The following is a 17669-nucleotide window of genomic DNA, read 5'->3' as shown; positions in this document are numbered from 1 at the left end:
TCATGAAGAAAAATATATTATTTATTGGCGGCTCTTACGGAATTGGACTTGAAGCGGCTAAATTATTGGCCAAAGACAATAACCTAATTATTGCCTCAAGAACATCAGAGGAATTAAAAGATATAGATGCCACACATTTGACCTTTGATGCTTCTAAAGACGATATAAAAGATTTGGAACTTCCAGAATCTATAGACGGATTGGTTTATTTCCCAGGAAGCATTAATTTAAAGCCTTTTAAAATGTTATCTCCAGAAAGCTTTCAAGAGGAAATGAATTTAAATTTTTTCTCTTTGGTAAAAGTGGTTCAAGGCTTACTTCCTAAACTTAAAAAATCTGAACAAGCAAGCCTGGTATTTTTTAGTACTGTAGCGGTAAAAGTTGGGATGCCATTTCATACTAGCATCGCAGCAGCTAAAGGCGCTATTGAAGGCTTTGCAAAATCTCTGGCAGCAGAATACGCTCCATCGTTTAGAGTGAATGTAATTTCCCCTTCTTTGACGGACACACAATTGTCTGAAAAATTATTGTCAAACGATGCAAAACGAGAGAAAATGGGAGATCGTCACCCTCTAAAAAGAGTTGGGACACCAGAAGACATTGCGAATGCAGTTGATTTCTTGATTTCTGAAAAAAGTAGCTGGATGACAGGGCAAATCATAGGAATAGACGGTGGTCTCTCTACTATAAATGTAAATTAATGAATAAAAAAACAGCTGTATTTTGGTTTCGAAGAGATCTTAGGCTAGATGATAATGTTGGATTTCTTCAAGCTTTAAAAGGAGAATTTCCTGTGCTGCCCATATTTATTTTTGATTCCGAAATATTGGATGATCTTCCTAAAAATGATGCGCGACTCAATTTCATATTCGATACCCTGCAAAAAATGCGAAAAGAACTTCAGACAAAAGGAAGCTCTCTTGCTATGTATTTTGGGAAGCCAGCGGCTATTTTCAAGGAATTATTTGACCAGTATGACATTCAGAAGATCTACACCAATAGAGACTATGAGCCCTATGCAAAACAACGCGATGAAAAGATCGAGAAATTAGCAAGTGATAATAATGTTGAATTTCTAACTTTTAAGGATCAGGTGATCTTCGAAAAAGATGAAGTTGTAAAAGGTAACGGAGATCCATATGTGGTCTATACTCCTTATATGAAATTATGGAAGGCCGAATTTAAAAAAATAGAGCTTGAAGTGCATTACACCTCTCAATATTTAGATAATTTAATCCAAAATTCAAGGCTGCCAAACTTAAGTCTGGGTGATATTGGTTTTGAAGCCTCCACCCAGAAAGTGCCAGATTATGAGGTCACTCCTAGCCTGATTCAAGACTATGAAGCAAAGAGAAATTACCCTGCTAAAGATGCTACCTCCCATCTTGGGCCACATCTACGATTTGGAACTGTAGGGATCCGGAAAATTATGAAGAAGGCGATTTCTGAAAAGAATGAGATCTTTTGGCAGGAACTCATATGGCGTGAATTTTTTATGCAGATATTATATCACTTTCCAGATACACCAACAGATGCCTTCAAAAAAAAATACGATCGTATAGAGTGGAGAAATAATAAAGAAGAGTTTAAAAAATGGAAAACCGGAACCACCGGCTATCCAATGGTAGATGCAGGAATGAGACAGTTAAATGAATCTGGTTTTATGCATAATAGAGTAAGAATGCTGGTTGGCAGTTTTTTATGCAAGCACCTTTTAATAGATTGGCGCTGGGGAGAAGCTTATTTTGCTGAAAAACTCCTGGATTACGAAATGTCTTCTAACGTTGGTAACTGGCAATGGATTGCTGGAAGTGGCGTGGACGCCGCACCTTACTTCAGAATATTTAATCCAACTACTCAGATAAAGGATTATGACAAGGATTTAGAATATATTAGAAAATGGATTCCAGAGTATGAATCATTCGATTATCCAGAAAAAATGGTAGATCATAAAGAAGCAAGGGAAAGAGCGCTTAGCGTATATAAAAAGGCTGTTTCAGCTTAATTTGCAGGGAGTAGTGAGTAGTGAGTAGTGAGTAGTTAATAGTTAGTAGTTAGTAGTTAAGTTAACTATAAATACACTATCCCGATAAGTTAAAAATTAAAGGCTTAGATTTTTTTTAAAAATATTTAAAAAAGATATTATCTAACCTTGAAACAAATTACAAATGGGATAATTGAAGTAATTAGTATATCCTCAAATTTTGACTGCTCAGTATGACAAGTTTGTGAGTGTCATCCTGAGACCCGTGATAAAAAAAATTATCTAGCGTAGGTTTTTGACGTATAATTGTTTCTAGCTGATTTATCTTCTTAAGAACTTCTTTTTTGCAAGTGTAGTAGTTCCACGGCGTAAAATTTTCGAAGCCTTGGAGAAAATTTAGCCGTGGAACTACGGTTCTAATTATGCGTTAGCATAATTGGAAACACCTACAAAAAAGTGTCCTTTTTTTGGTTCGTTTTTTTGGACACGCAAAAAAATGAACAATCTTAAAAATTAAACAGATCTTTACCGACCAGAGGGAGTGTATTCCAGATTCTTGAAATTAAGTCAATGGTAGCCTGTCGAAGGATCTTTTATATTGAATTATTCTTTTCGTACTGCTTTTTAAATGGGACTTTTTAAGAAATCTGGTTTTGTCTTTTTCCCGAAGATTTCGCAGATTTCCGCAGATTTTTTTCTCAGTTTATCATTTTTCTTTAAACCTAGACAGGCATTTCATTATAACCCAATAAAAAACTTCAAATAACAACTTAGGGTTGATATTTATATGAAAGCAATTAATTGGTATCAAATAATTTACGTGCTTTTTCAAGATCTTCAGGAGTATCTATCCCAATCCCTTTAAAATTAGTTTCCACCATTTTTATGCTTTTCCCATATTCCAGATATCTGATACATTCAATCTTTTCTGTAGCTTCTAATTCAAGCATTGGTAAACTATAAAAATCCATAAGTGCCTCTTTCCTGAAGGCATATATTCCAATATGTTTAAAATAGGTGACTCCAGAGGTAGTCTCTCTTGGATATGGGAGCGGGAACCTTGAAAAGTAAAGTGCAAGATTATCTTTATTGGTGATCACCTTCACATTATTTGGGTTGGAGATCTCATCGCTATCCATCATCGGAGTTTTTAGAGATGCCAGATCAATGGTTTTTTCAGGATCGTTCCTAAAAACCTCTAATAATTTACGTAAACTTTCTTCATCTATAAGTGGTTCATCTCCTTGCACATTAACCACAATATCCACATCCATATTCATTACAGCTTCGGCAATTCTATCACTTCCACATTCATGTTCTTTAGTGCTTTTTATACTTTTGCCATGATTACTTACAATTTCATTGTGAATAATATCGCTATCTGTAACCACATACACTTCATCAAACAAATTAGTATTTAGTGCTGCTTCATAGGTTCTTCTAATGACCGTTTTACCATTAAGATCTTCCATTAACTTACCCGGAAACCGAGATGCTTCAAATCTTGCTGGGATCATTGCTATTATTCGTAGTGAGTTGTTATTTTCCATTCTTTTTATGAATTCGTTTCAATTCTAATTATCAGTAAAAAAATCATCCTTAAACCCTATTAAGTAGAGTTTATCAGTTGCTCGGGTTACCGCAGTATAAAGCCATCTAAGATACTCTTTATCTATTCCATTAGGCAAATATGGCTGTTCTATAAAGACGGTATGCCATTGTCCACCCTGAGATTTATGACAGGTCATCGCATAAGAGAACTTAATTTGAAGCGCATTAAAGAACTTATTATTCTTCACCTTCAAAAACTTCTTGTATTTGGACGTTTCTTCTTCATAGTCCTTCATCACTTCTTGATATAATCTATTGCTGTCGTCATAGGTTAAAGAAGGCGTATTGCTTTCTAAGGTATCCAAGATTACAACAGTTTCAAAAGCGGCCATTTTTGGATAATCTACCATTTGCACTTTGACTTCAGCAAAACGAAATCCGTACAATTCTTTAATAGCAAATATCTCTAACACCTTCACAATATCCCCGTTGGCAATAAAACCAGCTTCGGAAGTGGGTTTTACCCAGAAATAATTATTCTTGACCACCATTAAATAATCTCCGGAAGAGATTTCTTCTTCCTGAAATAAAATTCTGGATCTAATTTGCTGGTTGTATTGATTAGCACGTTTATTAGAACGAACAATGATACTGGTATCTTCATGCCCTAAATTATCATACGAATCCTGTATTGCATCCAAGATCTCATCTCCATCTATTAATCTAACCAGATCTGCTTTTTCTGTAAGCTTAAATTTGAAGGATTCATAAAACTCTTCAGCCAGAGATTCCCTAATTCTAGTAGCATTTAAAAGGATATCACTTTCTTCGCTCTGCCTCACCACTTCATTCAGTTCTATATGTATCACTTCCTTGTCATAATCCCGACCTAAAGATTGCTCCATAAGCGCAGGACTTAGATCTAACTTCACTGGAGGTAATTGCGCAGTATCTCCAATAAAGATCAACTGACAATTTTGACCTGAATCTACATATTGAATAAGATCTGAAAGCAATCCTTTATTCTCGAACAACTTGGAATCTTGATCCTCATCTGGGATCATAGAAGCTTCATCTACAATAAATACTGCATTCTTATGCTTATTTGGTTGTAATACGAATGTGACTCCTGCTCCACCGGTCTTCTTCGGAAAATATATCTTTTTGTGAATAGTCTGAGCTTCTTGGTTTGAATATAAAGATATCACCTTTGCAGCTCTTCCGGTTGGAGCTAATAAAATACCCGCTCTTTTTATCTTCCAAAGGTTCTTTACAAGGGAACTTATGATGGTAGTTTTACCAGTTCCGGCGAATCCTTTGAGTAAAAACAGCGAATTTGGCTTGGGATTCACCACATAAGAAGCTAATTGTTGTAATGCAATATCTTGTTTTATTTTTGCCTGAAATCCTAACTCCTTGATTAGCAGTTTATAAAATTTATCGGCTGTAATGGTTTCCATAGGCTATCTTGCAAATCTCAAAGATAACAATGGATTTTTAGGGCAGAAACTTTTACGAATAAAAAAAAATTGTAGATTTGCGAGGAACTCTAATAACTAAAAAAGTCAACCGCATGAAACTTGTCATTCAATTAGTCCTTTGGATTGTGATCATCTTCTTGGGATACATGGTGTTTAACGCAGTGTATGAGCCAATTCAATTTAATAAAGTTAAAGAGAAACGTTACGCCAAAGTAGTTGATCGACTTAAAGATATTCGTGCTGCACAATTAGCGCATCAGGAAATTACTGGAAATTTCGAAAAAGATTTCGATAAATTGATAAGATTTATTGATACTGCAGAATTTACTCTTACACAAAGAAGAGATTCTACCATTATGGATGAAGAGTACAGAAAAACTTTCGGAGTAGATAAACTTAAGGATATTATAATCATAGATACCTTGGGAACAGCCTCAGTAAAAGATTCTTTATTTAAGAATTCTACACGGTATAAAGAAATGATGAAGGTGCCTGTAGATGGTGTAGATGCCAAATTCAGTATGGATGCTGGTACTGTTCTTAAAAATGACAATAAAATCCCTGTTTTCGAAGCAAAGGTTGCGAAGAAAGTGGTACTACATGATCTAGATGAAGATCTGCTTATGGCAGAGAATCAAGTGATTTCTGTAGAAGGTGTAAATGGACGATTCATCAGTCTAGGTTCTATGACAGAGATTAAGACTGAAGGTAACTGGCCAACAGCTTATGATAATAACTAAGAACGAGAAACAAGATATATTTAAGATGTCCATTCAGGTTCGCCTGAATGGATTTTCTTTTTGTATCCTAAATTGTAGCAACAACGAAATTACTTGGTACAAAAAGATCGATCTAGGCAAAGAACAAAGCCCTGTCGAAATTTTAAAGGAAATTGAAAAGCTATATGCTGAAGAAACTAATCTTCAAACTGAGTTTCTAGAGGTAATTGTTCTTTTCTCGAACAATTTATACACCGTAGTTCCAGAATCCTTTTTTATTGAAGAAGAAGCCTCTACTTATTTGAAATTCAACACCAAGATTTTAAAAACAGATGTCGTAGCACATGATATGTTAGCTCACGGGCTAGTAAATGTTTATATTCCATATACCAATATCAATAATTACTTTTTTGATAAATATGGGGAATTCGAATTTAGAAACAACATTTCTGTTCTTATTGAAGCTGTATTAGCTAAAAATACTGAGAGTAAAAATGCTCAAGTTTATTTAAATGATTATTCCAGTTATTATGATCTTGTCATCGTTAAGCAAAATAAATTACTACTCGCCAATACTTTTCAGTACGATACTAAAGAAGATTTTATTTACTATTTGTTGTTTACTGCAGAACAATTGCAAATAGATCCTTCAGAATTTAATCTTTGGTTATTAGGAGATATTTCAAAAAATTCAGATAACTTCAACATAGCTTATACTTATGTTAAATATATAGATTTCTTAATCCCCGCTTTTAATTTTACATCTAAATTGGAACAATCTGAAACATTTCATAGAGAAGCTTTTTCTCTTTTAAAAACTCTTAAATGCGAATAATATCCGGCCAACATAAAGGAAGAAGAATTACGGCTCCTAAAAAACTGCCCGTAAGACCAACTACCGATATGGCTAAAGAAGGTTTGTTTAATATTCTGAACAATAGCTTTGACTTTAATAAATTACATGTATTAGAATTATTCTCAGGTTCTGGAAATATTTCTTACGAGTTTGCCTCTAGAGGTGCTTTGACTGTAACTTCTGTAGATGAAAACATAGACTGTATTAAATTCATCAAAAAAACAAGTGCAGAGTTGGATATGGATATTACTCCAATTAAAAGTGATGTTTTTAAATATTTAGAAAGAGCTCCAATAAAAGCAGATATCATATTTGCAGACCCTCCTTATGATTTTGATGATGCACAATTTAAAAAAATTGTAGATCTTGTATTCGAGAAACAATTACTTAACGAGGATGGAGTTCTTATAATTGAACATTCCAAGCATACCAAAATGGATAAGGTAGAACATTTTGATGTGGGTAGAAGATATGGAAACTCAGTTTTCAGCTTTTTCAAAATTAATCTAGAAGAATGAGTGATTTAATCAAATCTGTGAAATTAGGTTTTACAACCTTAGACTTCTACAAAAATTATGTGATTTCTGAGGTAAATGAAGAGGCTGTTTTTAGTCATTCCCAATTTATGGAAGTGGTTAATAGATGTAGGGAGTTTTATGTTGAAAAAAAGTTTGTTTATATCTCAAGGAGGATAAATAATTATAGTGTAGATCCAACAGTGTATTTAAAACTCGAAGAGATTAGAAAAAATTTAATTGGTATTGCCATAGTAAGCAATAAGGTTTCTTCAATCAACATGGCTGAGTTCGAAAAAACTTTTTCTAAAGTAGACTTCAAGATCTTTTTAGAATTAGATGAGGCCGCAGAATGGGCCGAAAATTTATTCCCTCATTGAGGGTTTAATTCCTCTAGGCTTGCCTCGAATCTTTAAAAGTATTTTATTGCCGAACCCTCGTGGATTTGCCTCGAGGTTCTTGATTAAAAAAGTAGGCCGATAAGCCGGATTCTGTTTCCCAATCTCCGAAGAGAAAGTGATCCTTATCATTTATCTCATATTCTTGTTACCAAGAATCTTTAGCTGCCTACCCTCCAACAACGGGCGAGCAACCCTTAAATGCCGGTATACATGGCATTGCACCGCATAGAGTTTACCTGGTTTCACTACAGCTTAACCTGTACATACTTTCTGTTGCACTTGTCCTAATCTCACGACTGGTGGGTGTTATCCACTATGCTGCTCTATGGTGTCCGGACTTTCCTCCACACCGGGGGTGTGGCGATAAGGTGGCCTACTTTCACGCAAATATACAGCAGCATTTTAAATCTAGCATTATTAAAGCACCGCAGAATTATAGATTAATATTCTTGATAAAAAACAAGAAATAGATTTACATCTTCGGGATGGTATTTCTATATTTGTTTTTCAAAATTTATCTATGGAGCATTTTGTTGTATCGGCACGTAAATATCGCCCACAAACTTTTAAAGACGTTGTGGGACAGCAAGCCATTACTAACACGCTTTTAAATGCTATAGAACATAATCACTTAGCACAAGCATTACTTTTTACCGGGCCACGAGGAGTAGGAAAAACTACTTGTGCGCGTATACTTGCCAAAATGATCAATCATGATGGCACCCAACAACCAGATGAGGATTTTGCTTTCAATATTTTTGAACTCGATGCAGCTTCCAATAACTCTGTAGATGATATTCGGAATCTGATAGATCAGGTTCGGATCCCACCACAGGTTGGAAAATACAAGGTGTATATTATAGATGAGGTACATATGTTATCTACCTCTGCTTTCAATGCTTTTTTGAAGACTTTGGAAGAACCACCAAAACATGCCATTTTCATTCTTGCTACTACAGAGAAACATAAAATAATTCCAACCATTCTTTCTCGTTGCCAAATATTCGACTTTAAACGGATCACGGTTACCGATGCTAGAAAATATTTGGGATACATCGCAGAGCAGCAAGGAATTGAAGCTGAAGAAGAAGCTTTGCACATTATTGCTCAAAAAGCCGATGGCGCAATGCGAGATGCCCTTTCTATTTATGATAGAGTAGTTAGTTATAGCGGCGCTAAATTAACCAGACAAGCAGTTACAGAGAATTTAAATGTATTAGATTATGAAACCTATCTAAATATTACCCAGTTAATATTGGATAATGATATTCCACAGTTGCTGGTAGATTTCAATACTATTTTGTCTAATGGATTTGATGGACATCATTTTATTTCTGGAATAGCATCCCATTTTAGAGACCTCATGGTTTGTAAGGATCAAAAAACTATAGATCTTCTTGAAGTTGGAGAAACTGCTAAGGCCAATTATTTTAAACAATCTCAGCAAACTTCCCATTCCTTTTTATTGAAGGGAATAGAAATGGCTAACGATTGTGATCTCAAATACAAAGCAAGTCGAAATCAGAGGTTATTAGTTGAATTATGCCTTATGCAGCTTGCCTCTATCAATTTTGATGGAGAAAAAAAAAAGTCTGAACCATTCATAATCGCTCCAGAGCATTTTAAGGATGCGAAAGTTGCTTCTGTTTCAATTCCTACGGAAGCAAAAAAAGTGATCACCGAAAATGAATTTTCTGAAAATGCAGAAACCACAACAGCCTCTGCAATTATTCCTTCGGAAGAAAAGAAAGAGCATACAAAATCAATAGATACTCCTAAACCTACCAGTGAATCTAAAGAAGAACTAGAACTAGATACTCCATCTAATCAAATTACTCCAGAGACACCAAGCACAAAGGAAAAAACTCAGGAAGATCGATCTTCAACAGAAGTGAAGCCAAATTCTGAACAGGCAATGCCTAAAAAAGTTTCGGGTCTATCTATAAAAAGTATCAAGCAGAAAAAAGAGATCCTTGCCAAAAAGCATGGAGAAAAGGTTGTTACAGCTGAGGTACTGGACGAAGCCATAAATGAAACGCAATTACATGCCGCCTGGGATGAATATATACAAAGACTAAAGCATAGAGGTGAAAAAATTCTGGCTTCTATTATGGAAACAGATATGCCAAAGCTAACCGATAAGGTGGTTTCTATAGAGTTACCGGCGGATACTATGAAAAATGAATTAGAAAGACATACTCATCCTTTGATGAGCTTTCTAAAAAAGAAACTTCAAAACACTTTGATCACCCTGGACATACAGGTGAACGAACAGGTAGCAAAGAAGTATGCCTTTACAGACATGGAAAAATTTAATAAGTTGAAAGAGCAAAATCCGTTATTGGAGAAACTCCGTAAAACTTTTGATCTAGATATATAATTATGCTTGGCTTAAAACTACCTACAGACCCACGTTGGGCTTCTATTGCAGAGAAAAATTTAGAAGAAATTCTAACAGATCATGCTTATTGCGAACAAAAAGCTGCCTCTACGGCAATCTCCCTAATCGTTTCCTTTCCTGAATATTCCGATCTGGTTTCAGAAATGACAGCTTTAGCAAGAGAAGAGATGGGCCATTTTAAAATGGTTCATGATAAATTGCTGAAAAGAGGCTATATAATGGGGCGGGATCGTAAGGATGAATATGTGCTTCAGTTGCTCAAATTCTTCCCTAAAGGAGGTTCTCGTGGTACGCAGTTGGTACACAGATTATTGATAGCTGCCCTTATTGAAGCTAGAAGTTGCGAACGTTTTAGATTGCTTTCAGAAAAATTACAAGAAGAAGAGTTAAGGGATTTTTACAGGAACTTAATGGTAAGTGAGGCTAATCACTATACACTTTTTCTCAACTTTGCCAGACAATATGGAGACCGAAAAGAAGTCGATCAAAAATGGAATGATTTACTAGAATTTGAAGCCGAAGTCATGAAAAGCTTAAGCAAAACTCAAAGTATTCACGGTTAGCAAATCAAGAACCCAAGGGCAAGCCCGCGTGCTATCTGCCGATCCTTCGGGAGGAAAATACTTATAAAGTTAGAGACTTCTCGATAGCCATGCGTACGGTGAAATAGACCCTCAATTAAACATTATATCTTTTCCTGATAAAGTGATTTTATGATCCCATCTGCCAATCCAATTTTAGGAACGTAAATGCGCCTTGCCTTGGTCCATTTCATAGCAGAAAGATAGATTCTTGTTGCAGGTATAATAACATCTGCACGGTCATCATTTAAATTCAATTCTGTAATTCTTTCTTCGTAAGTAAAGGAATTTAAGAGTTGATAATAAGAACTTAGATATAGATAACTAAGAGGTTTACCAATTGCCTTCCCACTACTTTTAAAAATATTATTAATGTTCCCACCAGATCCTACCAGATCTATTCTATGATAATCTTTAGTAACGGCTTTGACCCATGTTTCCACCTCTTCCCAAATATTAGGCTCAGTAATATTTTTAAGCAACCTAACCGTCCCCAATTTAAAGGATCTTGAGGTAATAGCCTCCCCATTAGAGTACAAGGTAAATTCTGTACTACCACCCCCAACATCTACATAGAGATAGGTCTTATCAGTCTGAATAAGAAGATTAAGATCTGTAGTAGCAATAATAGCTGCCTCATGGGTGCCATCTATAATTTCAATTTCTATTCCAGTTTTTTCTAAAACTTCATTAGCAACATGTACCCCATTTTCTGCTTCTCTCATTGCTGAAGTTGCACATGCTTTATACCTTTCGATCTTATGAGATTTCATTAATAATTGAAAAGCCTTCATGGTATCTATCATTCTCACCTGATTTTCTTCAGAGATCATTTTAGTCATGAAAACATCTGCTCCCAACCTTATTGGCACCCTTACTAATGATGTTTTTTTAAAAATAGGCTCTTTTCCCTCTTGCTCTGTTATTGTTGAAATTAATAACCGAACCGCATTGGAACCTATATCTATTGCTGCATATTTATGTTGTGTAATCAAACTTTTACTTCTTCTAATTTTTGTTCATAATACTCGTAGAGTGCATATTGGGAACGCACTGCAGGAAATTTCTTCTCCCTATAGGCATTATCCTGATTTGCACTTAAAACACGAGCCTTTACATTATCATTCCAACTTATCATAAAAGTCTCCAAGATCTCATTTTTTATGTCCTCATCGTATATAGGACAAGAGACTTCTACCCGATAATCCATATTTCTAGACATCCAGTCGGCAGATGAAATATAAACCTTCGGTTTGCCATTGTTCTCAAAAATAAAAACCCTTGGATGCTCTAAGAATTTATCTATAATACTAATTGCTTCAATATTATCGCTCATTCCAGGAACACCGGGAATTAAGGAGCAAATTCCACGTATTATCAATTGGATCTTAACACCTGCCCTGCTGGCTTCATATAGCTTATCTATAAGTGTATAATCAGACAGACTATTAAGTTTTAATTTAATACCCGATTTTTTACCACTTTGAGCATTTTCGATCTCTGTGGTGATAAGTTTGACCAAAGCCATTTTAGTATAATGTGGCGATACCAATAAATGCTTATACCTGCTCACCTTATAATTGATCTCAAAGAAATCAAAAACCTTATTTATCTCTTTTAATACTTCCTGATTTCCTGTAAACAAAGTATAATCTGTATAAATCCTGGAAGTAGACTCATTAAAATTCCCTGTACTTATAAAGCCGTATTTATGAAGTTTACCATTCTCTTCTCGTTCTATTATACAAGTTTTACAATGAACTTTTAAACCAGTAACCCCAAATATCAATTTCACCCCTTCCTTCTGCATTTGCTCGGCGTACTTAATATTTGCAACTTCATCAAATCTTGCTCTTAGCTCTATTTGTACAGTTACTTTTTTACCATTCTTAACGGCATTTATAAGAGAACTGGCAATATGCGAGATCTTGGCCAGTCTATAAATAGTTATTTTAATAGATCTTACTTTAGGATCTAAAGCAGCTTCCCGTAAAAATTTAACCACATACGCAAAGGTTTGATAAGGCGCATAAAGCAAGTAATCCTTTTTTGCGATCATTCCCAACAAACTTCCTTGAAGCACTAAACCTTTTATTGGAAGTGGATCTATTGGAGTATAAAGTAATTTATCGTCGCCAATATTTGGAAAGTTCATATAATCCCTTCTGTTATGGTATCTACCTCCGGGAATAATACTATCAGTAGAGTCAATTCCCATTTTTCCCATTAAAAATGCGAGGGTGTCTTCTCCAATATTCATATCGTAAACAAACCTAACGGGATCCCCTTTTAATCTGTCTTGTACGCTTAAAGTTATCTTTTCTATAAAACTCTTACTTAAGTCACTATCTATATCCAATTCGGCATCTCTAGTGATCTTTATCATATGGGCAGTAACGCTTTCATATTCAAAAATGTTAAAGATGGTTTTAAGATTAAATCTTATAAGATCGTCTAACAAAATAATATATTGTTTTCCATCTTCCATTGGAAGTACAACAAACCGATCTATACTTCTAGGGATTTCAATTAAAACGTATTTCTTTTCATGGATATGCCGATTCAATAATTTAGAAATTCCTTGTTGAGGAATCTCCTCCTTCATCACCATTTTTACCGCCAAATATGCAGCACTATCCTTCAAGCTTGGTATATCTACCAGATCATTTAATATAATAGTAACTAATGCAGGGCTTACTTTTGATAGAAAATAATTCTTTATAAAATCTTCTTGTGATTCTGAAACTTGTTTTTCGTTGATGATATAAATATCATGATCCTTAAGTTTTTCCTGAATACTATGGAGCACCTTTAAACTTTCTGACTGGTGTTCTATAACAATTTGGGTGATCTCTTCCAAAAGTTTACTAGCTTTGATCCCTCCCAAAACACTTTTGGCACTTTTACCTGCAAGATCTATTCGTTTTATAGTTGCATATCTCACTTTAAAGAATTCATCTAAGTTATTAGAAAAAATACCTAAGAATCGCAGTCTTTCAATAAGTGGAACAGACTCATCTTCTGCTTCTTGAAGAACACGCGCGTTAAACTGAAGCCAGCTAAGCTCTCTATTGATGTATTGGTTGTTACCCATTAATTTTATCGTAAATTTTTAGGAAATAAACTTAGAATAGTTTTTCCGTTTTTGAGGTTTTCCCAACTATTAGTTTCAAAATCAATAACTGTTAATCCTGTTGTAGGCACATTATCTACGTAAGAATCTCCAAGCTTATTTACCAGATTTGTCATTGCAGGATTATGTCCGAAGACCATTAATTTATCTATTCCTGGATCACAATTCTTAATTTGAGAGTATAAATCTCCACTATCAAAAGTGTAGAGTGAAGTTATAATATTGAAGTGTTTATCTTCAATAGCTAATTCACTTTTAAAGATGTTCGCAGTAGACAATGCTCTAACTGCCGGGCTAGACCAAACAGTTACTGGTTTCTGAAAAAATGATGAAAAAGACTTCGCTACAAGCAAACCATCTCTTTCGCCTCTTTTCTTAAGAGGTCTTTTATCATCTGGCAAATTATGTTTCCAAGATGATTTTCCGTGTCTTACAAGTATTAGCCTTTTCATAATTATGGTGCTAAGCGTTTAAAACTCCAATTTTTTCTTTCTTTAGTATACACTATCCGGTCGTGTAATCTATTTGGTCTTCCCTGCCAAAATTCAAAACTTATAGGCTTCACTAGAAAACCACCCCAAAACTCGGGTTTAGGAACCGGTTTACCTTGAAATTCTAAAGTTAATTCTCTCAGCGTCTTATCTAAAACTTCTCTTGAAGAAATTTCTGAGCTTTGATGAGATGCCCATGCTCCCAACTGGCTTTCCCTTGGTCTAGAATTAAAGTATGCGATTGCTTTTTCTTCGGAATCCTTCTCTGCTATGCCTTTTATTATCACTTGCCGCTCTAGTTCTGGCCAAAAAAATGACAAGCAGGTATATGGATTAGCTAATAATGATTGAGCCTTTTCTGACCCATAGTTGGTATAAAAAATAAAGCCTTCTTCATTATATTCCTTTAAAAGAACAATTCTATTCTTAGGAAACCCATCCAATCCAATACTAGAGATATTCATAGCATTAACTTCTGAAGAAGTTTCTGCATTCTCCATTTCTTCAAACCAAACTTTGAATTGTACAAAAGGATTGATAGCTATATGCTCTTCCAACAATTCTCCCTTGTCGTAATTTTTACGATAATCGGCTAAATTTTTACTCATTCATTTCGCTTTTACGCAATTTACAAGTTTTGCAGATAATACATTAGACTCCTATTAAAAGTTTAAAAAAAAGTTTAATTAATCACTTACAAAAAAACAGATTGTTAATAACCTTTTGATAACTAAAACCTAGCTTAACTCCTTGTTAACATAGTGTTTTTTATCTATTTTTCCATTGATTATGTCTAAAAAATTGCTCATTAATATTTTGTAAGCATTGCTTCCTCTATGTTTGACGAGGATCAAGATTTTCCCCAAAGGATTTTGCTCTTTAACCTACAATAAACTATTTGTTAATCAATTAATTTAAAGTAGCCCCACATGTTTACACTAAGCGCTGCTAATTTAGCCCCAACTAAATTAGCCAATCTCTCTCTTGTCAAATTCACACTAATTGTCATCTCTATCTTTTCTTTAAGCAGTTGCTCTGTTCCTGGCATGCTAGATTCAGATAATTACGGTAGAAATCATAATGTATATGCTGTAGATTTCAATCCAAAAGACCTTAATAGTATTACCTTATATGAAATGAATGAAGGTGACTGGGCGGATATGGGGAAGATCAAAAATAATCCAGCTGCAAAATTTCAAATTACATTAGAAGGTGATTTTTTAATTGTTCAGGCCAATGACGAGTCAATGGATGTTCCAACCTATCAAACCTGGTTAAATTATGCAAGACAAGAATTGGGATATACTGAAGATTCTGAATATGATGTTTTCAATACTGTTGAAGAAGGATGGATTTACGAGATAGATCTGAAGAAATTCCCATTAATTGAGGGTAATATGCATCGCTTATTGATGTATGAAAGAAAGTAGTCTTACAAAGACTATATAATTAAATGATAATCTAAAAGGTTAGCATTTTTTGATTAAATAGTCTCAAAAATGGGGTAAATCCCTTATTGTATATTTTATTTTCCCTTTCAAAATGAAAGGTTTTGTCTTCAGAAATGGGTGAAAACTAGTATTTTATGTTATCAATTAATGTATTTAATCCCGTATAATTGGTATTTAATCTAAAATATTGGGAATTTCTTTTTTTAACAACCTATTATAATAAATTTACTTCATATTAGTGCATATATCAAATTGTCTCAAATCGATTTGTAAAAGATTCCCCCCACGAAATCTTCTGTATTCAATATAATTTGTTGCTCCCCTAAAGAGGACAAATTGTGGTTAAGCCCCAAGCAAAATCACTTCTATAGTTACAAAATTTAAATTAATCATTTATTGATGAACCATTTCTTAATTGGATTATGGGGATTCATATAAAATTTTAGTACTAATTCAAAAGTGTACATTATGATTTGGAAAACTACTTCGCCAAAATTTGAAAATGCAAAAAGATCCTTTCGAGGACTATCTTCCATTTCGCTTCCATTTTCTAAAACTCTAATCGTCCTATTAATTTTCTCTGGATGCTTTTTTAATTTTTCTACTGCTTATTCACAGGTATTTGTACCTGATGGTGATTATACTGCTTCAGAATATGCAGCAGGTCAAGTGAAAGATATTAAGCTTGGTTCCAATAACACTTGCGATGTTCAGCAAGTGTATGCAGTTGTTAAATCTGACACTAATGGGCCTTACTTATTACTTGGTCTTTTCAATGGAAATAATGGTAGTTCGATCTTCAGATATTATTTAGATACTGACCCTAGTCTGGACTTAGTTTCTGAAACATATAAATCGAAAGTTTATCCTTTTCCAGGAGCTGATGTTGTTTTACAGATTGATGCAAATGATTCTTCAACATTGGTTTATAAATGGAATGGGACAAATTTAGTTTTAAATAATGTGAGCGGCCTTATAGCAGAAGTAGGAGATTTTGCTCCAAATGATGGTAAATTTATTGAAATAAAGGTGCCTTTATCTGGTAGTGGATCGGTGATTGATTTATGTGATCTGGCTGAAGGCGGTGTTATTAACCTTGGTTCCTATTTATCTTTCAAGGGTGGTAATTTAAATTCTGCACCATGTGGTGGTGAGAGCATTGATTTAGACATTAATGTTAGTGGAACTATTTCTGGGGAGGCTACATATTGTTCAGGTAGTCCTAATTCCACAACTTTAACTCTTACAGGTAATTTTGGCGCGGTTGAGAAATGGCAAAAAGATGAAGGTGCAGGATGGGTTGATATAGCTAACACTACTACTACCTATGAAGCTTCTAATGTTAACGTTACAACTAGTTATCGGGCGATAATTTTGAATTCAAATTGTCCTGATAAAACAGTTGAAACAGGAAGTGCTACTATTACGATAAATACTTTGGATAATGCTACTTTTAGTTATTCAGCTTCTTCTTATTGTAGTGATGATAATGACCCAACGCCAACCGTTACTGGTGTTAGTGGCGGTTCATTTAGTTCTACTTCAGGATTAATTATAAATTCTACTTCCGGAATAATAGACGTAGATGCGTCTATAGCAGGTTCATATACTATCAAATATTCAACAGCTAATGCGGGAACTTGTACAAACTCGAATACACAAGTAATAACAATAACTAAAACTCCGGTTCTTACCAATCCAGGTTCTCAATCTGAATGTGACAGTTATACTTTACCAGCCATATCAGGAAGTGACCTAAGTGGAACCCAGGCATATTATAACAACAGTCAAGCAAATGGTGGAACTGTAATCACGGGACCGATCACTAGCACTCAAACAGTATGGATCTACGATGCAAATGGATCTTGTTCAGATGAAGAAAGCTTTGAGGTAACAATTACTAAAACTCCGGTTATAACTAATCCAGGTTCTCAATCTGAATGTGACAGTTATACTTTACCAGCCATATCAGGAAGTGACCTAAGTGGAACTCAAGCATATTATAACAACAGTCAAGCAAATGGTGGAACTGTAATCACGGGACCGATCACTAGCACTCAAACAGTATGGATCTACGATGCAAATGGATCTTGTTCAGATGAAGA

15 protein-coding genes, 1 other RNA gene and 1 pseudogene are annotated in these 17669 nt (G+C 34.6%); 10 read left to right on the top strand and 7 right to left on the bottom strand.

Translation table 11 applies throughout. The features are described from left to right. The first annotated feature begins 2 nt into the window (after window positions 1–2). Both ES724_RS11105 and ES724_RS11100 read left to right on the top strand, forming a co-directional pair. Complete coding sequence (locus ES724_RS11105) at window positions 3–701, top strand: SDR family NAD(P)-dependent oxidoreductase (RefSeq protein ID WP_146932994.1); 699 nt, start codon at window positions 3–5, stop codon at window positions 699–701. Then, window positions 701–2005: a cryptochrome/photolyase family protein gene (locus ES724_RS11100; RefSeq protein ID WP_146932992.1), complete on the top strand. Its 1305-nt coding sequence runs from the start codon at window positions 701–703 to the stop codon at window positions 2003–2005. Before ES724_RS11105 ends, ES724_RS11100 begins: the two co-directional genes overlap by 1 nt. Window positions 2006–2781: 776 nt before the next feature. Here the strand turns inward: ES724_RS11100 and kdsB are convergent. Next, on the bottom strand, window positions 2782–3534 hold the full coding sequence (gene kdsB, locus ES724_RS11095; RefSeq protein ID WP_146932990.1) for a 3-deoxy-manno-octulosonate cytidylyltransferase: 753 nt from the start codon (window positions 3532–3534) through the stop codon (window positions 2782–2784). Between the two features lie 24 nt (window positions 3535–3558). Continuing rightward, the gene (locus ES724_RS11090; RefSeq protein ID WP_211362763.1) at window positions 3559–4995 is read right to left on the bottom strand and encodes an ATP-dependent DNA helicase; all 1437 of its coding nucleotides are present in this window, start codon (window positions 4993–4995) and stop codon (window positions 3559–3561) included. Window positions 4996–5108: 113 nt separating this feature from the next. Here ES724_RS11090 and ES724_RS11085 point away from each other — a divergent pair, with 113 nt between their 5' ends. The 4 genes from ES724_RS11085 to ES724_RS11070 are packed head-to-tail and all read left to right on the top strand — an operon-like array spanning window position 5109 to window position 7486. Beyond that, window positions 5109–5756 carry a hypothetical protein gene (locus ES724_RS11085; RefSeq protein ID WP_146932988.1) on the top strand — a complete coding sequence of 216 codons (648 nt, stop codon included), beginning with the start codon at window positions 5109–5111 and terminating at the stop codon, window positions 5754–5756. Then, on the top strand, window positions 5743–6570 hold the full coding sequence (locus tag ES724_RS11080; RefSeq protein WP_146932986.1) for a DUF3822 family protein: 828 nt from the start codon (window positions 5743–5745) through the stop codon (window positions 6568–6570). The genes ES724_RS11085 and ES724_RS11080 overlap by 14 nt, the downstream gene beginning before the upstream one ends. Further along, window positions 6561–7109, top strand: coding sequence for an RsmD family RNA methyltransferase (locus tag ES724_RS11075; RefSeq protein ID WP_146932984.1), 549 nt, complete (start codon window positions 6561–6563; stop codon window positions 7107–7109). The genes ES724_RS11080 and ES724_RS11075 overlap by 10 nt, the downstream gene beginning before the upstream one ends. Further along, entirely contained in the window at window positions 7106–7486 is a 381-nt protein-coding gene (locus ES724_RS11070) for a hypothetical protein (RefSeq protein ID WP_146932982.1), read from the top strand. The genes ES724_RS11075 and ES724_RS11070 overlap by 4 nt, the downstream gene beginning before the upstream one ends. Before the next feature lie 84 nt (window positions 7487–7570). Here the strand turns inward: ES724_RS11070 and rnpB are convergent. After that, window positions 7571–7887: RNase P RNA component class A (rnpB, locus tag ES724_RS11065), an RNA gene on the bottom strand. A 140-nt stretch (window positions 7888–8027) separates the two neighbouring features. On the opposite strand from rnpB, the gene ES724_RS11060 reads away from it, so the two are divergent. Continuing rightward, window positions 8028–9887 carry a DNA polymerase III subunit gamma/tau gene (locus ES724_RS11060; RefSeq protein WP_146932980.1) on the top strand — a complete coding sequence of 620 codons (1860 nt, stop codon included), beginning with the start codon at window positions 8028–8030 and terminating at the stop codon, window positions 9885–9887. 2 nt (window positions 9888–9889) lie between these two features. Next, window positions 9890–10471 (top strand): tRNA-(ms[2]io[6]A)-hydroxylase, encoded by a 582-nt coding sequence (miaE, locus tag ES724_RS11055; RefSeq protein WP_146932979.1) that lies wholly within the window; start codon window positions 9890–9892, stop codon window positions 10469–10471. 122 nt (window positions 10472–10593) lie between these two features. On the opposite strand, the gene ES724_RS11050 is transcribed toward miaE, so the two are convergent. From ES724_RS11050 to pdxH, 4 genes are read right to left on the bottom strand one after another with little or no spacing between them, the layout of a single operon-like run. Further along, entirely contained in the window at window positions 10594–11484 is an 891-nt protein-coding gene (locus ES724_RS11050; RefSeq protein ID WP_146932977.1) for a Ppx/GppA phosphatase family protein, read from the bottom strand. After that, window positions 11481–13583 carry a polyphosphate kinase 1 gene (ppk1, locus tag ES724_RS11045; protein WP_146932975.1) on the bottom strand — a complete coding sequence of 701 codons (2103 nt, stop codon included), beginning with the start codon at window positions 13581–13583 and terminating at the stop codon, window positions 11481–11483. Before ppk1 ends, ES724_RS11050 begins: the two co-directional genes overlap by 4 nt. Window positions 13584–13588: 5 nt before the next feature. After that, the gene (locus tag ES724_RS11040; protein WP_146932973.1) at window positions 13589–14074 is read right to left on the bottom strand and encodes a SixA phosphatase family protein; all 486 of its coding nucleotides are present in this window, start codon (window positions 14072–14074) and stop codon (window positions 13589–13591) included. Window positions 14075–14076: 2 nt separating this feature from the next. After that, a complete protein-coding gene (gene pdxH / locus ES724_RS11035; protein ID WP_146932971.1) occupies window positions 14077–14721 on the bottom strand; it encodes a pyridoxamine 5'-phosphate oxidase in 645 nt (214 codons plus the stop codon). Window positions 14722–15042: 321 nt separating this feature from the next. On the opposite strand from pdxH, the gene ES724_RS11030 reads away from it, so the two are divergent. Continuing rightward, the gene (locus ES724_RS11030; RefSeq protein ID WP_146932969.1) at window positions 15043–15543 is read left to right on the top strand and encodes a hypothetical protein; all 501 of its coding nucleotides are present in this window, start codon (window positions 15043–15045) and stop codon (window positions 15541–15543) included. 489 nt (window positions 15544–16032) lie between these two features. Next, window positions 16033–17669: pseudogene (locus tag ES724_RS11025) on the top strand (hypothetical protein); the annotation flags it as partial.

Origin of the sequence: Gillisia hiemivivida (assembly GCF_007997295.1) — a bacterium.
GTDB classification, from domain to species: Bacteria; Bacteroidota; Bacteroidia; order Flavobacteriales; family Flavobacteriaceae; genus Gillisia; species Gillisia hiemivivida.
The sequence above is the reverse complement of the archived record's forward strand: the minus strand, read 5'-3'. Positions and strand labels throughout refer to the sequence as shown.

What these genes read in the sequence shown, in the direction of transcription:
- ES724_RS11105 (WP_146932994.1), top strand. Translation starts at nt 3, where the DNA reads ATGAAGAAAAATATATTATTTATTGGCGGCTCTTACGGAATTGGACTT.
- ES724_RS11100 (WP_146932992.1), top strand. Translation starts at nt 701, where the DNA reads ATGAATAAAAAAACAGCTGTATTTTGGTTTCGAAGAGATCTTAGGCTA.
- kdsB (WP_146932990.1), bottom strand. Translation starts at nt 3,534, where the DNA reads ATGGAAAATAACAACTCACTACGAATAATAGCAATGATCCCAGCAAGA.
- ES724_RS11090 (WP_211362763.1), bottom strand. Translation starts at nt 4,995, where the DNA reads ATGGAAACCATTACAGCCGATAAATTTTATAAACTGCTAATCAAGGAG.
- ES724_RS11085 (WP_146932988.1), top strand. Translation starts at nt 5,109, where the DNA reads ATGAAACTTGTCATTCAATTAGTCCTTTGGATTGTGATCATCTTCTTG.
- ES724_RS11080 (WP_146932986.1), top strand. Translation starts at nt 5,743, where the DNA reads ATGATAATAACTAAGAACGAGAAACAAGATATATTTAAGATGTCCATT.
- ES724_RS11075 (WP_146932984.1), top strand. Translation starts at nt 6,561, where the DNA reads ATGCGAATAATATCCGGCCAACATAAAGGAAGAAGAATTACGGCTCCT.
- ES724_RS11070 (WP_146932982.1), top strand. Translation starts at nt 7,106, where the DNA reads ATGAGTGATTTAATCAAATCTGTGAAATTAGGTTTTACAACCTTAGAC.
- ES724_RS11060 (WP_146932980.1), top strand. Translation starts at nt 8,028, where the DNA reads ATGGAGCATTTTGTTGTATCGGCACGTAAATATCGCCCACAAACTTTT.
- miaE (WP_146932979.1), top strand. Translation starts at nt 9,890, where the DNA reads ATGCTTGGCTTAAAACTACCTACAGACCCACGTTGGGCTTCTATTGCA.
- ppk1 (WP_146932975.1), bottom strand. Translation starts at nt 13,583, where the DNA reads ATGGGTAACAACCAATACATCAATAGAGAGCTTAGCTGGCTTCAGTTT.
- ES724_RS11040 (WP_146932973.1), bottom strand. Translation starts at nt 14,074, where the DNA reads ATGAAAAGGCTAATACTTGTAAGACACGGAAAATCATCTTGGAAACAT.
- pdxH (WP_146932971.1), bottom strand. Translation starts at nt 14,721, where the DNA reads ATGAGTAAAAATTTAGCCGATTATCGTAAAAATTACGACAAGGGAGAA.
- ES724_RS11030 (WP_146932969.1), top strand. Translation starts at nt 15,043, where the DNA reads ATGTTTACACTAAGCGCTGCTAATTTAGCCCCAACTAAATTAGCCAAT.